Origin of the sequence: Rhodococcus sp. WB1 (assembly GCF_001700945.1) — a bacterium.
Classification (GTDB): domain Bacteria; phylum Actinomycetota; class Actinomycetes; order Mycobacteriales; family Mycobacteriaceae; genus Rhodococcus; species Rhodococcus aetherivorans.
Genome location: NZ_CP015529.1, coordinates 3,875,431 through 3,890,182, shown reverse-complemented (window position 1 = coordinate 3,890,182; position 14,752 = coordinate 3,875,431). Strand labels below are relative to the sequence as shown.

The 14,752-nt window shown below is 65.4% G+C and carries 12 protein-coding genes; 4 read left to right on the top strand and 8 right to left on the bottom strand.

The window, feature by feature from the left end; all coding sequences use genetic code 11:
* Nucleotides 1-14: 14 nt before the first annotated feature.
* Nucleotides 15-596 (bottom strand): methyltransferase type 11, encoded by a 582-nt coding sequence (locus A4U64_RS17175; protein WP_232334097.1) that lies wholly within the window; start codon nucleotides 594-596, stop codon nucleotides 15-17.
* Nucleotides 597-811: 215 nt separating this feature from the next.
* Between A4U64_RS17175 and A4U64_RS17170 the strand changes: the two genes are divergently transcribed.
* Nucleotides 812-2,068 (top strand): glycosyltransferase family 4 protein, encoded by a 1,257-nt coding sequence (locus A4U64_RS17170; RefSeq protein WP_050034790.1) that lies wholly within the window; start codon nucleotides 812-814, stop codon nucleotides 2,066-2,068.
* Nucleotides 2,068-3,105 carry a GDP-mannose 4,6-dehydratase gene (gmd, locus tag A4U64_RS17165; RefSeq protein WP_065922871.1) on the top strand — a complete coding sequence of 346 codons (1,038 nt, stop codon included), beginning with the start codon at nucleotides 2,068-2,070 and terminating at the stop codon, nucleotides 3,103-3,105. Before A4U64_RS17170 ends, gmd begins: the two co-directional genes overlap by 1 nt.
* A gap of 10 nt (nucleotides 3,106-3,115) precedes the next feature.
* Here gmd and A4U64_RS17160 read toward each other — a convergent pair whose 3' ends face one another.
* Nucleotides 3,116-4,012 carry a GDP-L-fucose synthase family protein gene (locus A4U64_RS17160; RefSeq protein WP_442971929.1) on the bottom strand — a complete coding sequence of 299 codons (897 nt, stop codon included), beginning with the start codon at nucleotides 4,010-4,012 and terminating at the stop codon, nucleotides 3,116-3,118.
* A gap of 571 nt (nucleotides 4,013-4,583) precedes the next feature.
* On the opposite strand from A4U64_RS17160, the gene A4U64_RS17155 reads away from it, so the two are divergent.
* Together A4U64_RS17155 and A4U64_RS17150 are read left to right on the top strand one after the other, a co-directional pair.
* Nucleotides 4,584-6,323 (top strand): WecB/TagA/CpsF family glycosyltransferase, encoded by a 1,740-nt coding sequence (locus A4U64_RS17155; protein WP_084648659.1) that lies wholly within the window; start codon nucleotides 4,584-4,586, stop codon nucleotides 6,321-6,323.
* Nucleotides 6,316-7,173, top strand: coding sequence for a glycosyltransferase (locus A4U64_RS17150; protein ID WP_082120205.1), 858 nt, complete (start codon nucleotides 6,316-6,318; stop codon nucleotides 7,171-7,173). Before A4U64_RS17155 ends, A4U64_RS17150 begins: the two co-directional genes overlap by 8 nt.
* A gap of 17 nt (nucleotides 7,174-7,190) precedes the next feature.
* Here A4U64_RS17150 and A4U64_RS17145 read toward each other — a convergent pair whose 3' ends face one another.
* The 6 genes from A4U64_RS17145 to A4U64_RS17120 all read right to left on the bottom strand — a co-directional run bounded on the left by A4U64_RS17145 (nucleotide 7,191) and on the right by A4U64_RS17120 (nucleotide 14,737).
* Nucleotides 7,191-8,966: a DUF4082 domain-containing protein gene (locus tag A4U64_RS17145; protein WP_084648658.1), complete on the bottom strand. Its 1,776-nt coding sequence runs from the start codon at nucleotides 8,964-8,966 to the stop codon at nucleotides 7,191-7,193.
* Entirely contained in the window at nucleotides 8,956-10,365 is a 1,410-nt protein-coding gene (locus A4U64_RS17140) for an O-antigen ligase family protein (RefSeq protein ID WP_065922869.1), read from the bottom strand. Before A4U64_RS17140 ends, A4U64_RS17145 begins: the two co-directional genes overlap by 11 nt.
* Complete coding sequence (locus A4U64_RS17135; RefSeq protein WP_050034794.1) at nucleotides 10,362-11,111, bottom strand: hypothetical protein; 750 nt, start codon at nucleotides 11,109-11,111, stop codon at nucleotides 10,362-10,364. The genes A4U64_RS17140 and A4U64_RS17135 overlap by 4 nt, the downstream gene beginning before the upstream one ends.
* A 100-nt stretch (nucleotides 11,112-11,211) precedes the next feature.
* Nucleotides 11,212-12,372: a hypothetical protein gene (locus tag A4U64_RS17130; RefSeq protein ID WP_198163311.1), complete on the bottom strand. Its 1,161-nt coding sequence runs from the start codon at nucleotides 12,370-12,372 to the stop codon at nucleotides 11,212-11,214.
* A 113-nt stretch (nucleotides 12,373-12,485) separates the two neighbouring features.
* On the bottom strand, nucleotides 12,486-13,799 hold the full coding sequence (locus tag A4U64_RS17125; protein ID WP_065922867.1) for a Wzz/FepE/Etk N-terminal domain-containing protein: 1,314 nt from the start codon (nucleotides 13,797-13,799) through the stop codon (nucleotides 12,486-12,488).
* Entirely contained in the window at nucleotides 13,796-14,737 is a 942-nt protein-coding gene (locus A4U64_RS17120) for an SGNH/GDSL hydrolase family protein (protein ID WP_232334096.1), read from the bottom strand. The genes A4U64_RS17125 and A4U64_RS17120 overlap by 4 nt, the downstream gene beginning before the upstream one ends.
* Nucleotides 14,738-14,752: the final 15 nt, after the last annotated feature.

Sequence of the window (14,752 nt, the reverse complement as noted above, 5' to 3'; positions counted from 1 at the left end):
GGGAGTGGCATCCGTCAGCCCACCGCGATGATCGATTTGGGGACACCCAGTATCCGTTCGCGCAGAATGGTCGCCGTGGGGAAGTAGTCGCGCATCTCTGTGATGCTCACCAGTTCGGTCCACAGAACCTCGTTGCGCGCCTCGTCGATGTTCGCCGGCCTCGTGTGGACCAGGGGCCAGTGTGCGGCAATGGCGACCCGGGCAGCGGCAGGCAGAAACTGCATTCCGGGAAAGAGCCAGTGCGGTTCGAGGGGGAAGTAACGATATGGCGTCTGAATCCAATAGTGCGGCGCGAGGCGCCGGACCTGCCGCGCCAGCTCCGCTCTGCGGGCATGTCCGCCCACGTGCTCGATGAGTGAATTCGAGAACACGATGTCGAAGCGGGAGTCGACGTCCGCCTGTGCAAGGACGCGGGTCGCATCGCACGCATCACCGAGGACGGGAACGATCCACCCGTCGTCGGACTCACCGGGCTCGAAGAGATTGAGTACCGTAACGTGCTCGGGCCTGACCGGGGCACGGCGCCATGCCTCTATCGTTCCGCCGAGATCCAGAACCCGCATGTTCTCGATCGCCGGGAATGCCTCACGAAACATCTGCCAACGCCGCATCCTCGTTCTGGCGCCCAGAGATGTCGGAGAATCCACGAGTATGCGTCGCAGTTGGGTGCCGGCCACAGATCCCCCTCCGGTGATCAGGCTCTCGACGTTCGCAAGACGCCTATGCTATCACCGCCGTGCGACGACAGGGCCGATCTCGATCCGGTTCGATGCGCCGTTTGCGTGGTTCGCGCGTACTACCCTCGGTTCTCATGACCGGACCGAAGGTTCGTATCGCGATCCTGGGCATCAACTTCGCCCCAGAGCCGACCGGGATCGCGCCCTATACGACCCTTCTCGCGTCCGGATTGGCCGCGCGTGGGCACGAAGTCGAAGTTCTGACCGGATTCCCTCATTATCCGCAATGGAAGCGCCTGGACGGAGGTTTCCGGTTCCGATCCGACGAAATCGAGGATCGCGTTCGGATTCGGCGCTTCGGTCACCACGTCCCGCGGGGTGCTACGGCAGTCGGTCGAGCGTTGATGGAGATGAGCTTCGGGCTTCAGCTTCTGCTCGCGCGATGGAACGGACCCGACGTCGTCCTCTGCGTGAGTCCACCATTGCTGGCGGCAGGACTGTCCGTGGTGCGCGCACGGCTGTCGTGGCGGCGACCTGCAATCGGCGTCATCGTCCACGACCTCTACAGCCGTGGGGTCGTGGAGGCGGCGGCGCTGTCGGGCTTGTCCGCCTGCGTGGCACAGGCGGTGGAATCTGCATTCCTTCGGTCGGCGGACGGCATTGTGGTAATCCACGACGGATTCGCGCAGATCCTCGAGGAGCACCTCGGCGTCGACCGCAGAAGAATTCGCACGATCCGGAACTGGAACCATGTCGCACCCCCGGATCCCGCGGCCAGCTCCGCATTCCGCGCCGCACACGGCTGGGATTCCGACGAGGTGGTGATCTTGCATGCTGGAAACATGGGCACCAAACAGGGCTTGGAGAATGTTGTCGCGGCGGCCCGGCTGGCAAGTCGCGAAGGCCGCCGTGTGCGGTTCGTCCTGCTCGGTGACGGCAACCAGCGCGTTCGTCTGGAGGCTGCGGGCGCCGGAATCCCCACACTGCAGTTCCTGGCGCCGGTCACAGAGGAGGACTTTCCTTCAGCGCTCGGAGCTGCGGATGTGCTTCTCGTGAACGAACGACCCGGCGTCGCGCAGATGGCGGTACCCAGCAAGCTGACGTCCTATTTCAACTCCGGCAAGCCTGTCCTCGCGGCGACCGACGCGGACGGATTCACGGCGACCGAGATCGCCGCATCAGGGGCCGGTATCCGTATCCCGGCCGACCGACCGGACCTGTTGCTCCGGGAGGCGGTCCGATTGGGCACGGACGGGGCGCTCGCCGCACACATGGGGGAGCAGGGACGTCGCTACTGCGCTACAACCTTGTCCACATACGAGGCCCTGGAGCGCTACGAGAAATGGATCGGGGATCTCGTGCGCGAGTCGCGCAGGCAGAGGTCGCGCTGATGGTCAAACGCGCACTCGTGACCGGCATAACCGGACAGGACGGGTCCTATCTCGCGGAGTTGCTGCTGAACAAGGGCTATGAGGTCCACGGAGTCATCCGCCGTGCCTCGACGTTCAACACCCACCGGATCGAACATCTGTACGTGGACTCTCACGTACCCGGCGCGAGGTTGTTCCTGCACTACGGAGAACTCCTCGACGGGGCACGGCTCACGGCGCTGCTGTCGGCGATTCGTCCCGACGAGGTGTACCACCTGGCGGCGCAGTCACACGTTCGCGTGAGTTTCGACGAGCCGGAATACACCGCCGAAACAACAGCACTCGGAACAATTCGGCTGCTCGAGACGATTCACCAGATCGGACTCGACTGCCGCTTCTACCAAGCGTCGAGTTCGGAGATGTTCGGCGCATCGCCGCCGCCGCAGAATGAGGAGACGCCGTTCCATCCCCGCTCGCCGTACGGCACCGCCAAGGTGTTCGCCTACTGGACGGCACGCAACTACCGGGAGGCATATGGTCTCTTCACAGTCAACGGCATCCTGTTCAACCACGAATCACCCAGACGGGGGGAAACCTTCGTCACGCGAAAGATCACCCGTGCGGTGGCTCGCATCCGGGCCGGCCTGGATCGGCATCTGTACATGGGCAACGTCGACGCAGTCCGTGACTGGGGTTACGCACCCGAATACGTCGAGGGGATGTGGCGGATGATGCAGGCCGAGACCCCGGACGACTATGTGCTGGCGACGGGAGAAGGCTGTTCCGTGCGCGAATTCCTTGCCCTCGCGTTCGACCACGCCGGTCTCGACTGGGAGAAGTACGTGCGATTCGACGAACGCTACCTTCGCCCCGCGGAGGTCGACTCGGTGATCGGCGACGCAGCGAAGGCCGGAGCGATCCTCGGCTGGAATCCTCGGGTGCGCACTCCCCAACTCGTGAAGATCATGGTGGACGCCGACCTCGCGGCACTCGAATCTCGAGGCGGTCACCGGATCGACAGCCCCGAGCTGCCGGGGTGGGGCACCTCGTCGCACTGACCCTGTGGGATCAGCTGCGACAGGTTCCCTGATGCGCGACGAACCACTCGTATGTCATCCGGACGCCCTCCTCGAGCGGGGTCTTCGCGGTCCATCCGAGTTCCGTGAGGCGTCGGACGTCGAGCAACTTGCGCGGGGTGCCGTCCGGCTTCGACGGATCCCACCGAATCTCCCCGCGGTAGCCGACCACGTCGGCGACAAGGTGCGCGATCTCGGCGATCGTTACGTCACTACCAGTGCCCACATTGACCGGCCGGTAGTCGTCGTAGTGATCCAGCAGGAAGTGGCAGGCATCCGCGAAGTCGTCGACATACATGAACTCGCGCCGGGGCCGGCCCGTGCCCCAGCACGTTGCATGCGGAGCGCTGTCCCGGGCCGCGTCATGGAGGCGACGGATCATGGCGGGCAGGACGTGGCTGTCGTGCGGGCTGAAGTTGTCGCCCGGACCGTAGAGGTTCGTGGGCATCGCGCTGATGTAGGGCAGGCCGTGCTGGCGGCGGATGGCGGTGACGTGCGCGATCCCGGCCAGCTTCGCGACCGCGTAGCTTTCGTTCGTCTCCTCCAAGGGACCCGTGAAGAGTGCCTCTTCGCGAATCGGCTGTTCTGCGAACTTGGGGTAGATGCAGCTCGACCCCAGGAAGAGGAATCGCTTCACGCCACTCGCGACGGCGCTGTCCAGCAGGTTCACCTGTATGCGCACATTGTCGGAGATGAAGTCGGCGGGTCGACGAGCGTTCGCTGCGATCCCGCCGACCCGTGCTGCTGCGGCGATCACCACCTGCGGGCGGGTCGCCTCGAAGAACTCCGTGGTAGCGCGGGCGTCGCGCAGATCCAATTCGGCCGAACTACGTCCGATCAGATTCTCGAAGCCGCGCTTTGCGAAGTGGCGCCACAGCGCCGATCCCACCAGTCCCCGGTGACCCGCGATGTAGATCCGGGTGCTTCGAGGTAGGGGGTAGGAGTTCGTCCCGGGATGACGACCTGCGACGCAGGAGGCTCGATCGGACCGATCGACATCGACGCTATCCCGTGCAGGGTCGGTATCCGACACGGCCACCTCGATCCTCCGGTGGGGGTCCCGAACGCTCCGGTGATGTCCGGGAGAGGGTGGCACATGCACGCACCGCAACTTCCTCCAACCGATCATCTCGAACCGGAGCCGGTACCGGGTTCGAAGGTTACCACTTGCTCGTTCGTCGACGCGCGGAGATTCTCAGCGCGTGCCCGGTGTAAGGGCAGGACTGCGACTGAGCCGACGGAACGCGACACGGCCGGCACGTGCCGGCGAGCTCACCGCGTCGTCGGGTGCTCGGATCTGGCCGCGCACGCACGTATCGGGCCCGAACTGCATGCAGCTCGGGTAAAATTCGACGGAACAACGACGCCTCGAGGGGTGCGAGTTGGGTGGGACGAGTTGGGATCACGGACAGCGAGACCTGCGCGGTCCGGCGCACCCATGTCCGACGCCGTGGCCTCGAATGGTTGTGGATGCCGTTCCGATCGATCTGGTCGATCGAGAACTCGCGATGGCCCTCATCGTCGATGCGCTCCGCCTACCGGACCCGCTCGCCGTCGCATCGGCCAACCTCGACCATCTCCATCACTTCGAACGCGACAGCTTCTGGACGGACCGTCCACCTGCGGTTTCCATCGGAGAGCCGTCCAGGGGGCTGCGCTGGCTCACACTGCTCGACGGAGTGCCGCTCGTCCGGAAAGCCGAGGCACTCAGCGGTCGGCCTTGGCCGAAGCTTTCGGGCAGTGACCTGATCTGGCCGATTCTGGAGTACGCGGCGAAACACGGCACGCGGGTGGGGTTTCTCGGCGGGACCGCCGAGACACACGAGCAACTCCGCACGACGCTGAGGATGCGCCTTCCCGCCCTGCAGGTCGCGGGCACCTGGGCGCCGGCGCGATCCGAGATACTCGACTCCCGAACGTCGGCGGGAATCGCCGCCGACATCCGTTCGGCCGAGGTGGAAATCCTGATCGTTGGACTGGGAAAGCCCCTGCAGGAGAATTGGATTGCGCGATTCGGCCCGGACACCGGAGCGCGGGTGCTGCTCGCGTTCGGTGCCGTGGTGGACTTCCTCGCCGGCCGCGTGAGCCGGGCGCCGCGGTGGATGGCGGACCACGGCTTCGAGTGGACGTGGCGACTGATGCTGGAGCCACGACGGTTGAGCCGTCGCTATCTCGTGCACGATCCGCCGGAATTGCTGCGGTTGATGCGCCGAGAACCGACCCTCCAGCACGAAGCGGCGATGGCGCATCCCGACAGGAGTGTGGGGCGCGGTGCATTCGTCGGGCCCCGACGGCGGGCTACCGTCGCCGTGGTGGTGGTGACGTACAACAGTGTGTCCGATCTGCCCGGACTGATCGACGACCTGCGTATCGCTGCTCGCGACCAGTCGATCCGCGTCGTTGTCGTCGACAACCAGTCGTCCGACGGCACAACCGATGTGGTGCGCTCGCACACCGACATCACGTTGGTCGAGTCCGGGGGGAATCTCGGCTATGCCGGTGGCATCAATGCGGCGATGCCGTTCGTGGAGCCGTGCGAGGCCGTGCTGATACTCAATCCTGATCTGTCGTTGGCCCCTGGAGCGGTGACCCGCTTGATGACATCGCTCCGTGGCGACGACCGAATAGGGGCCGTGGTACCGCTCATTCTCGACGCAGACGGCGCAGTCTACAACTCGATTCGACGCGAGCCCTCGCTCTCGCGTGCGGTCGGGGACGCATTGCTCGGCCGCAGACTTCGTAAGAGGCCGTCCTTGCTTTCCGAAATCGATTACTGTCCAGCAGATTACCTCGAAGCTCACGATGTGGACTGGGCAACCGGAGCCGCACTGCTCATTCGAACCACGGTGGCGCACGAGGTAGGCCCCTGGAACGAGGAGTTCTTTCTCTACTCCGAGGAGACGGACTACTTCCGTCGCATCCGCGAGAGCGGCCATTTGGTTCGGTTCGAGCCGTCGGCGGTGGTGCAACACCGCCAGGGAGGCTCGGGTACATCGCCGGCTCTCGCACGGCTCATGGCCGTGAACCGAATTCGATACGTGAAACGACACCACGGAGCCGCGTACGCGGTGCTTTTCCGCGGAGCTGTGGCATTGGCCGAAGCGCTGCGCTCCTACGATCGGGAGCGTCGACGTACGCTCGCAGCTGTGCTGAACCGCAGGAAATGGCGAGATCTCCCGCACGCGACCTCACATGGCTGAACAACTGTCGGGACCGCACCGACGCGGCGCAGTGATCGTTCCCGCGTACAACGAAGCCGCGGTGATCGAGCGGACGCTCCTGCCGCTCAGCCACGCTGCAACCGAGGGGTATATCGAGCTGATTGTGGTGCCCAACGGCTGTACCGACGACACCGCCGCGGTGGCCCGACGTATCCCGGGCGTGCACGTTGTCGAGTTGCGGGAGGGGTCCAAACCTGCGGCACTGAATACCGGTGACCGGATCGCCACGATGTGGCCCCGGCTGTACCTGGACGCCGACATCCGGATTTCGGCCGGTGCGGTACTGGCCGTCCTCGATCGACTCGCCCGCGGTGACGTGCTCGCCGCTCGTCCCGAGTTCCGTTACGCGTTCGACCGCTCCGACCCACTGGTTCGCAGCTACTACCGTGCCCGGCAGCGGATTCCGCAGCGAGAGCCCATACTGTGGGGTGCCGGTGTGTACGGCCTGAGCAGACAGGGGCATGCGAGGTTCGGATCCTTCCCGGATCTTACGGGGGACGATCTTTTCGTCGACTCTCTGTTCGACGCCGATGAGAAATCCGTGGTGCGTACGGAACCGGCCGTGGTCACGACTCCCACTGATGTCGGAAGTCTGCTCGCAATTCTGCGTCGCAGTCATCGCGGCGGCACCGAAGCGCGCGTCGTCGACCGGAGTCGCGTGCGCCGCACCGGCCCGGCCACCGCTCGCGCGGTGCTGCGGTCGATCCGGGGACCCGGATCGGCTGGGGATGCAGCGGTGTACATCGCGGTGGCGCTCGCGGCCCGGCGGGGTGCACTGCATCCGAACGTGCCGTGGGAGCGCGACGAAAGCAGTCGAGAGCCTCGGTGAGGGGTTCATGAGGGGTGCTACTGGAGGTCGCAGTCGGCAGTCCGGTCGATCCGATAAAGATGAACGGCGTTGCCGTCGTCGAATGTGTCCCGGAATGTGTTACCGGTGACGGGTATGCTCCGCCCTTCGTCCAAGACCTCCACCTGGTCCGCATTCCCGCATGCAAGGGCGATCGTGGCGTCTCCGCCCTCGTTCCGCGTGGATCCCGCGAGCACGTAGAGACTTCCCTCGTGATACTTGGCAGCCAGATCGACGGGTCCGTCGGATCTGGCAAATCCGTCGACGAACGGTGCATTGAGAACTGGGGCCAGTCGATTGATCTGATCGTTGACTGCCCTGACGTCGTCGCGGATGCCGTCTCCGCACCGATCCCGGAAGATGTTGTACGACAGGCACGGCCCGCCGAAGTTGTGGGAGAAGTAGACGATGCCGCGTGCGCCGTTGATGATGCTGCTCCAGACCGCGGCTCGAATCTGCGGGCCCGTGATCGTGCCGCCCGTGTCCTCCTCGAAGGGGTGACCCACCTCCACGAAGTTCCACACCGGCATCGCCGCACGCGGCTGGACCAAGGAGCGGACGTATCGTGTTGTCACACCATAATTGGCCGCCAGATGGCACTCCGCGGGGGAGAGGTCGGCCTGCCCGTCCTTCGTGAGGACACCGCCCTGGTCGGCCTGACAGATCGTATCGTCGGTGAACCAGTAGTTGTCTGCGGATACGACATCCTGAAAGTCGTTGACGAATCGCTCTGCTGCGTCCCGGGGCTCCCAGAAGGTGACGCCCTTGCCGTAGTTCGTGAAAGTCATGACGCCCGAAGGTACTTTGCTCCTGAACGCATACATCACCGTGTAACCGCACTTAGCTTGTTCGGGTACGCAGATCGGTCGATCGTCAGGCATCCGACCCGTCCACGGCGCATCTCCGGCACCCGCCCACATGTCCGCCTCGTCTGTGGTCAGTTGACCGGACGCGAGCGGGTCCGGGCGGCTGGGAAGGGCGAACATCCCGCTGTCACGAATCACCCGCACGTCGCTGTCTTCGGTCAGTTCGACGTAGGTATTGAGTCCGATGGTCCGATCGACGGCAGCCTCCTCAGGGGAGGTCACGCGCGCGAACCATACTGCGAGAGGGAAGTAGTCCGGCGACGTTGGCAGCGAATTCTCGAAGGTGTCGTAGTACTCCTCACCGCCGTCGACCGATCGCAGCGACGGACCCGTCGGCTCGAACACGACGTCGACGAAATAGGCGGCACCGTTTCCCGACTGGTCGGGGATTCCCTCGCCGTAGGTGAACCGTCCGTCGCGCGCGGTCAACCATCCGCTCTTCACGGTTGCGCCCAGGTCGAAGGTGTTCGGATCCGTCGGATAGTGCCCATTCGAAGCACGGTAGGAGATCACGTAGCTTCCGTGCGCTTGTATCGGAATCGGTTCGTCGAACGGTACGTTCCGCCAGCCGCTCGGGCCGGTGGTGATCGGGACGGTACCCAAGGCGGTGCCGTCGGACGACCACAAGGTGGCGGTGACCGCCCCTGTGTCCTCCGGTCCCTGATAGAACCGCGCGGCGGTGACGACTCCATCGCTCGTCGTCGTGAACTCGGTGCCGACTTCGATCGGCCGCGCGGCGGGATCGCCGGAGACGGCCGGGACGGTTTCGTCGGACCACAGGCTTCCTGCCGGCGAGCCGGGACGTTCGGCCGTGTCGGGGGAGCCTTGCGTGCATGATCCGGTAAGCACCATCACCGCCACGAGCAGCGGGGCGACGAGGGAACGTGCTGTCGGGCGCTTATCGAGCACTGTCGTCAGCCTGTGGCGAGGAAATGTCGCGTTCTGCGTCGTATCGGTCGGGTGAGTCGATTTCCGGCACCGAAACGCTGAAGGTGGACCACAGCAGGCCGAACACGATGAAGAAGACGAAGGTTGCCTGCTGGTAGAAGAACAGGTCGAAGGTAGTGCTGGAGACCAGGATGCCCACCAGCACTGATCCCATCATGTAGGCCTGATCGCGTTCCCGGGGTGAGGTGGCGCGGCGCAATCCCGCCGAGATGCCGAAGATTGCTCCTCCCGTCAGCAGAATCATCGCGGCGAGTCCTACAACACCGCCCTGCACGATCGTCCGTAGCCACTCGTTGTCCAGCAATTGATACGCGCTGGGAGGAGCTCCACCGAGGCCGACCCCGAAGACAGGATTCTCGCGAAAGGTCTGCGACACTGCGGCATAGTCGGCTGTCCGCGTCAGGATACTGTCATCCTGCTCCGAACCCGTGATCGTCCGCCACAGCGCATCCAGTGTCTCCGGGAAGGCGACGGCATAGCCCATGATCGCGGCCGCCCCGGCGACGGCGGCCAGGACCAGCTGCCGAACCTGGAACGCGAACATGTAGACGAGCAGGCACGCGAGCAGAGTGAGCACGCCGGTGCGGGAGATGGCGGCGGGCATGGACACCAACGCCACACCGCACGTGGCGACCGCAGCCCAGCGGGCGCTCCGGCGCGTGGCGTAACGCGCAAAGTGGATGGTCATCGGCACGGTCACTGCAGCCAGAACGGAGAATTCGATCGCGTGCTCGGAGGTACCGACAACACGCACGGCGCCTCTCCGCTCGGTGAACTGCAGGTACTCGGGATCGAGGTTCACGACGAAGCCCGGGGGCATGAACAGGAATCGCAGATCGATCGAGGTCAGACTCTGGAGTAGTCCGACCGAACACGCGAATGCCAGACCTACGGTGAGGCAGCCGAGGATGATGGTCCGCTGCCGTGTGCTCTCGATTCTCACGAGAACATAGAGGGCCACCCCCACATTTGCGACCAGGGTGATGATCGCCCGGGTCTTGTTGGCTTCTACCAGGGCATCGCCCGTACGGAGCAACCCGATTCCGTAGACCAGGGTCAGCAGCAGGAAGAACAGAAGCATGACGACCACCCCAGGGTTCACCGTGGGGTGAGTTGTGGTGCGTCGGACCGTCAGGAATCCGAGGACGACGAGGCCGAACAGCATGACCGCGGCCATCCGCGCAGGTGAACCGTTGCTCTTGAGCGGGCCGGGCAGGGTGGCGAAGGCCGGTAGGCAGGGGATCAGGAGACACAGGAAGGCGAGAAACCACGGGGTGCGTTCTCGCTGTTCGGCACCGCGGACCGCACCGTCGAAGTGATCGCCCGGCCGTCGGCGCGCAACGAAGACCGTAGTCTTCATCGGGCATCCACGGCACCGTCGGCAGGCATACGTCCGCCTTCGCCGTCGGGGTTGTACGAGGATCTGCCGGGGCGCGGACCTGCCGGCGACGGAGGTTGGGCTGTCTGCCTGCGTGATTTCAGCCGCGTCAGCGAAACGTCGACCAACACGGTGAACAGGATCGATAGTCCGACCCCGGTGGCAAGGATCGCGACGGTCGAGCGTGTGCGGGTGGGCATCGCGGCCGTCGGGACGCCGGGCGGTGTCACGACGAAGGACGTGACCATCTGATCCTCGGGTACCCGAGCTTGCTGCTGCAGGGTCCGCAGCGTCACTTCGGCCTGTGCGGCAACAAGCTCCAAGGTCTTCGTCACGTCGGCAGGATCCGACGCCGTCTCCTCGACGAACACCAGCGGCAGCTGCGGGTTGGGAGATGGGGTCGGGAATGCCTTCGCGCCGTAATCGGACAGGCCACCGGCCGCCACGACCCGGTCCACCACGGACGGTTCCCTCAGCCCGAGTGCGGTCAGATTCGCCAGCAGTGACGCTCCACCGACATCCAGCAGACCGTTCCGCCGGATCTCGCCGCCAGTCGAGGGCGTGTCCTGCCGGACACTCGGCGGAGCCAAGCCGATGACCGCGCTTGCGTAGTAGACCGGTTTCACGGAGCTGTAGACGCCGTAGCTGTACCACGCGGTGATCGCCAGAAGTGGAAGTACGACATACCAGCGGCGGAAGCACGACCGCACGACATCGAACAGATCCATGTCAATGCCCCCTCATCATCGGATGAACCGACGTGAGCTACCTGCCGAGGACGAACCGTGCTCGACGACCCGCAGACTCGCCGACCCGAGCAGTTCAACCCTACCGACTGAAACCCGTCCATTGTGACCTTTCTGCCCCATCCGACAGCACCACGCCGGTCACAGGCGCGCCGACAGAGCGAAGGGACTCGACGGCGCGACTCAAATCCCGCCGTCGCGTCACGTCCAATACGGCCGCGAGGAGGATGCCGTCGGCCTGTTCGCCCGCAATCGAGGCCGTACACGTCGACAGGACGGCGGGCGCGGCCACGATGACCTGCGCGTAGTCCGGTCGCAGACGGTCGATCGTGACAGTCGGATCGGTCGCGTCGGTCGCGATGGTCATCGGGTCGGAGGGGTAGCCGGTGAGTCCGGGCGTGGAATCGGTCAGGTCGGGTGCGCCGTCGCGTTGCGCCGGTTCGGTCCAGGCCGGTCCCCGTGTCCCGGCTTCCGCCCGGCTCCCTCGCTCGTCGGTATGGACGACGAGCGTCCGATCGCCGCTCGATGCCGTGACACGCCCCAGGTTCGACGCCAGCGTCGCTGTGTCGGCCTCTCCTGCAGCCGACGTCACGACCCAGACCTGTGCCCGATCACCAGGCTCGGCACGAGGGTCGGGGCGCAGCCGCAGCCGCAGCCGGCGATACCCGTCCATATCACTGTCGGTTGCGGAATCCACCCCGTCCACGCGTCCGAGCACCGGAACTCCCGACACGGTGACGGCGCGGTCGGCGGTTCGCACTATGGGGTCGGTTCGGGATCGGATCCACACCGCGACGGCGCCCAGCAATGGTGCGGCGAGCACGATGGCGGCAGCAGGACCTGCCCGCTCGACCCACGCCTGCTGCGGCTCGGACGCGGAAGAGGCGATCCGCGTGTTCACCTTCTGACCGTCGTCGCCGGTCGGTGTTTCCAGTGCTTCGACATACCCGACGAACTCGCGCGCGAGCGCGTCGGCGATGAGCCGAGCACGATCCGGATATCGGTCCGTCACCGTGATGTCGATGATCGACGTTCTCGGCGGCACGACCGTTGCGCTCACCTTGCCGGACACTTCTCGGGCCGTCTCCGGCAGGCCGAGTTCATCCACAACGAGCTGGGTCACGACGTCGCTGGTCAGCAGGACGACATAGGAGTTGACCCGTCCTGCGACCACCTCGTCGTTCTGGTATGCGGCGGCGGTCGTCGATCCCTCGATCGACACCATCAGCTTGGTGGTCGACACGTACCTGTCCGGGGCCAGGAGAAGCCAGGCGAGACCTGCGACGAACACCACAACGGTGACGACGAGAAACGTCTTCCGGTACAGCTTCAGCTCGGCAAGGAACCCGTCCAGTCTCACTCTGCCGCCTCGGTCTTCCTGTCGCGCTCAGAACTTCGGCCGGGACTCCAGTGGGTGTCCATGTCGAAGACCACGACCGCGTCCCTCGGCAGCAACGCCGAGGCCTGACGTAGCTGCTCCTCTGTCGTCACATTCTTTCCCACCGCGAGCACGACCACATCCGACTCGGCCCCGATCTCTACTGCTGCCGGCAGCGAGGGGCACGTGAGTACCACCCATGTGTACGACGTGCGGAGGGCGTAGACCATCTCCCGCAGTGGGGCTGTGAGCATCCGATCATCGATGGCCCCCGCTGCGGTGCCTACTCCGATGAAACTGCTGTGGGTGGTTCGCAGCGAGACTTCTCTCGCCGCTTCAGCCGGTGTCGTCTCTCCGCGCAGGACGTCGGCAACCCCGGACGCGTGGCGATCCGACAGCGCTTCCGTCAGTTCGGCGGAGCGGAAGTCGAGATCGACCAGTACCACCGAATCGCTGCGCATGGCGAGCGCCGTGGCGAGGAAGACGGACACCGCGGAGACCGTGGATCCGGGACCGGCGCCGGTCACCGTGAACGCGCCGCGTTCCGACCGGTCGACGGCCGCGAGCAGACGGTACAGGATCCCGCGCTCCTCCACCGTGAACTGCTCCGTCGGTTCCCCGCCGATCGAACCGAGAACCGGCCGCCCGGAAATCCGTGCAGCATCGCGGGGGTCGCGGATCGAGTGATCGAAGAGGAAACGCAGCACGGCCCCCGCGGAGCCGAGGAGCGCCCCGATCAGCACCGCGCCGGACAAGACGACCGGGATCGTGGCACGCATGGCGACGACACGAGCTGTCGGCCCCGGGGTATCGACGACGATCAACTCGGCGCGTGGGACGAGCGATCCGGGAACCGACTCCAGAGTGCGCACTGTGGCCGCGAGTTCGGAGAGGAAGACGGTCGCCATCTGTTCGGACTCTTCGGCCGAAGGAGCACGGAACTCGAACTCGATGAGTGCCGTGCCCGGTGGATTGACGGCCTCCACTCGCGCGGACAGCACCTCGGGCGTGAGGCCGAGACCGAGATCGGCGATCACCCGAGCTGCCACGTCGCGGCTGTTCGCCAGTGCGGCATAGGTTCGGGCGCGGCCCTGCGCGTAGGAGTCGCCCCCGTCGAGAACGCGGCTGACATCACCGGGCGTGCGGACGAACACGGCGGCCTCGGACCGGTACAGCGGCGGACGCAGCAGCAGGAACAGCGTCGTTGCAGCCAGCGTCAGCAGAACTCCCCATACGATCCAGCGCCACCGCTCACGCAGTACGCGACCGTACTCGGAAACCGTGTCGTTCATGATCGGACGCCCGGTCCGAGAGCTTCGAGCGAATCGGTCAGCGCCGCACCGATGGCTTGCACACCGAGGGGATTGGGGTGCTTTCGATCCGCAGCCAGCAGCGCGGAGGTGTCCGTCCCGCTCAACGGCGCGATGGGATCGACGAACAGGACACCCTCGGCGGCGGGTTCTGCCGCCAGGCGCGCCATGAATTCGTCGTCGAATCCCAGATCATCGGATGGGTCGGCGAGGAGGCGGGGCCTGACGAAGACGACCGTGGCCGCGGGCCAGGTGCGCCGTACGTCTTCGACGGTCGCGACCATTGCCCGGAAGACGTCCTCGGTGGGTGGAAAGAGATCGTTTCGTCCGCCGTCGAGCACCACGACGTCGGGTGCATAGACGGTGGCCAGGCGCGGGATGCGTTCGGCGAACGACGTCGACCGACCGATGTACTCGTCGACCACGAACCTGTTGGCCGGCCCGCCGCTGATGTAGCCCGTTCCCGGCACGGCCGCGAGGTTGCACAGCCACCCCATCCGGACTGCCGTCGTGCAGGCGTAGGACATTTCCGCAAGACCGGTCCCGCCGGTGTACGAATCGCCGATGAACAGTGCGGAAGGCCGGCTGTCGCCGGCAACGTTCAGGCGATTGATCTCCGGGGACGGGCGTGTGGATGGTGCATCTGCGGTGTACATCGGTCCGGAGACGAACACCAGGCCGATCGCGATTGCCAGGGCCGACACCATTGCGGCCAGATCCCACCGAGCGCGTCGAGATGTGGCGCCCTTCCCTCCCTGGCTCCGGCCCGGCGAGTACCGGAAATCTGCGCGGCGAGATTCCGAATCCGTACTTCGAATCTCGAGGGCCCGGCGGCGGGGGGCTGCCGGCGGTGAAGGATGATCTCGTCGAGCACGCCGTCGGCGATAGAACACGAACACCGCGCCGCCCGCGATCGCCACGGCCGGCATCATCGC

Bases quoted from the DNA above. Each gene is read 5' to 3' on its own strand.
- A4U64_RS17175 (WP_232334097.1), bottom strand. From the start codon at position 596: ATGTTTCGTGAGGCATTCCCGGCGATCGAGAACATGCGGGTTCTGGAT.
- A4U64_RS17170 (WP_050034790.1), top strand. From the start codon at position 812: ATGACCGGACCGAAGGTTCGTATCGCGATCCTGGGCATCAACTTCGCC.
- gmd (WP_065922871.1), top strand. From the start codon at position 2,068: ATGGTCAAACGCGCACTCGTGACCGGCATAACCGGACAGGACGGGTCC.
- A4U64_RS17155 (WP_084648659.1), top strand. From the start codon at position 4,584: ATGGTTGTGGATGCCGTTCCGATCGATCTGGTCGATCGAGAACTCGCG.
- A4U64_RS17150 (WP_082120205.1), top strand. From the start codon at position 6,316: ATGGCTGAACAACTGTCGGGACCGCACCGACGCGGCGCAGTGATCGTT.
- A4U64_RS17140 (WP_065922869.1), bottom strand. From the start codon at position 10,365: ATGAAGACTACGGTCTTCGTTGCGCGCCGACGGCCGGGCGATCACTTC.
- A4U64_RS17135 (WP_050034794.1), bottom strand. From the start codon at position 11,111: ATGGATCTGTTCGATGTCGTGCGGTCGTGCTTCCGCCGCTGGTATGTC.
- A4U64_RS17125 (WP_065922867.1), bottom strand. From the start codon at position 13,799: ATGAACGACACGGTTTCCGAGTACGGTCGCGTACTGCGTGAGCGGTGG.